This is a genomic window from Kitasatospora sp. NPDC057936, from assembly GCF_042887525.1.
GTDB lineage: Bacteria > Actinomycetota > Actinomycetes > Streptomycetales > Streptomycetaceae > Kitasatospora.
Genome location: NZ_JBHVPD010000215.1, coordinates 1 through 1,379, shown reverse-complemented (window position 1 = coordinate 1,379; position 1,379 = coordinate 1). Strand labels below are relative to the sequence as shown.

Genomic DNA, 1,379 nt, shown 5'->3' with positions numbered 1-1,379 from the left:
AGTGAAAGCGGCCGGGGGGTGGGGGGAAGCCGACGCGGAGGAGGCGTCCGTGGTGGCTGCTCCTTGTTGTGGTTCCGGTGAGTTCAGCGCGGATCCTTGGTGTGGTCCCGGTGAGTGCAGCACGGACGGGACAGCCAGGCACAGGGCTGCTGCGGTGCAGGCCGCGGTCGCGCCCAGGGCGTGCCGCCGGCGGCGTCGGCGGTCGGCGCGTCGGCGGATCTCCGCAGCGGGCAGGGTCGGTGCGGGCATCTGCGTGCCGAGCAGCCGCAGCCGGTCGCCGAGGGTGTCGTGGACGGGGTCAGACACGGATTCTTCCTTCCTCGCTGGTCGGGGTTCGGTCGGCGAGTCTGGCCGCGAGCGCGGTCCGGCCGCGGGCGAGGCGGCTCTTGACGGCGCTGACGCTGGCGCCGGTCTCGACCGCGACCTGCTCGACGGAGAGGTCGCACATGTGGTGCAGGACCAGGGCGCTCCGCTGCGCCTCGGGCAGGTCGCGGAGCGCGGTGACCACCAGCAGGTGCTCCTCGGTGGGCGGCTCGACGGTGGGTGGTTCCTGGCGGTGATGGCGTCCGGCCAAGTGCAGGCCCCGGGCCAGCCGCCGCCAGCGGGAGAGGGCCAGCCGCCGGGCCGTGGTCCGGATCCACGCCTCCGGGGCACCGTCCGGGTTGAAGGTGAGCCTTCGGTCCCACGCGCGGATGAAGGCCTCCTGGACCACGTCCTGCGCCTCGGACCAGTTGCCGGTCATCGCGTAGAGCTGCCCGGTCAGGCGGGAGAAGGACGCCGCGTAGAACGCGTCGAACTCCTGGGGCGTCATCAAGGGCCTCTCTTCCGGGACTGTCCGTCGGCTCGCGGCTCAGGCGGCTCGCGAGGGAGCACTCCTCGGCCGCGGCGGTGGAGCCGTGCGTCCTGGGCGGAGCCTCCCGCCCTGTACGCACGAGCGCCGTCCCCGGGTTGCGCCCAGGGCCTATGACCTGGATCACGTGTGCGGGGTGCGACCTGCCGGGCGCAGGGAGGCGTACAGGGGCGCGGGCTTCAACCGGACGCCCCGCAGGAAAGGACACGGATTCATGCGCATCCGCCCGATCATGCTCATCGCCGCCTCCGCCGCGGTCATCGCGACCGCGGGGGGAGCGGCCACCGCCGCGACCAGCACCTCCACGCCCACCCCCGCGGCCCACGGCAAGCCCTCCGAAGCGCCCACCCTCACGGCCGGCGGCAAGCCCTCCGAAGCGCCCACCCTCACGGCCGGCGGCAAGCCCTCCGAAGCGCCCACCGCCACGCCCACCCCCGCGGCCGGCGGCACCGGCTCGGCCGGCGCCCCGGCGGTCCCCAGCAGCGGCTCATCCGATGCCCGCGTCACTGTCACCCAGGCTCCTTTCACC

At 74.3% G+C, this 1,379-nt stretch carries 1 protein-coding gene and 2 pseudogenes; 1 reads left to right on the top strand and 2 read right to left on the bottom strand.

Annotated features, from left to right (window positions below):
* Both ACFVU9_RS45485 and ACFVU9_RS45480 read right to left on the bottom strand, forming a co-directional pair.
* Window positions 1–306: pseudogene (locus ACFVU9_RS45485) on the bottom strand (hypothetical protein); the annotation flags it as partial.
* Complete coding sequence (locus tag ACFVU9_RS45480; protein WP_387603987.1) at window positions 299–811, bottom strand: SigE family RNA polymerase sigma factor; 513 nt, start codon at window positions 809–811, stop codon at window positions 299–301. The gene ACFVU9_RS45480 and the pseudogene ACFVU9_RS45485, both read right to left, overlap by 8 nt.
* 253 nt (window positions 812–1,064) lie before the next feature.
* Here ACFVU9_RS45480 and ACFVU9_RS45475 point away from each other — a divergent pair.
* Window positions 1,065–1,379: pseudogene (locus ACFVU9_RS45475) on the top strand (hypothetical protein); the annotation flags it as partial.

What these genes read in the sequence shown, in the direction of transcription:
- ACFVU9_RS45480 (WP_387603987.1), bottom strand. Translation starts at nt 811, where the DNA reads ATGACGCCCCAGGAGTTCGACGCGTTCTACGCGGCGTCCTTCTCCCGC.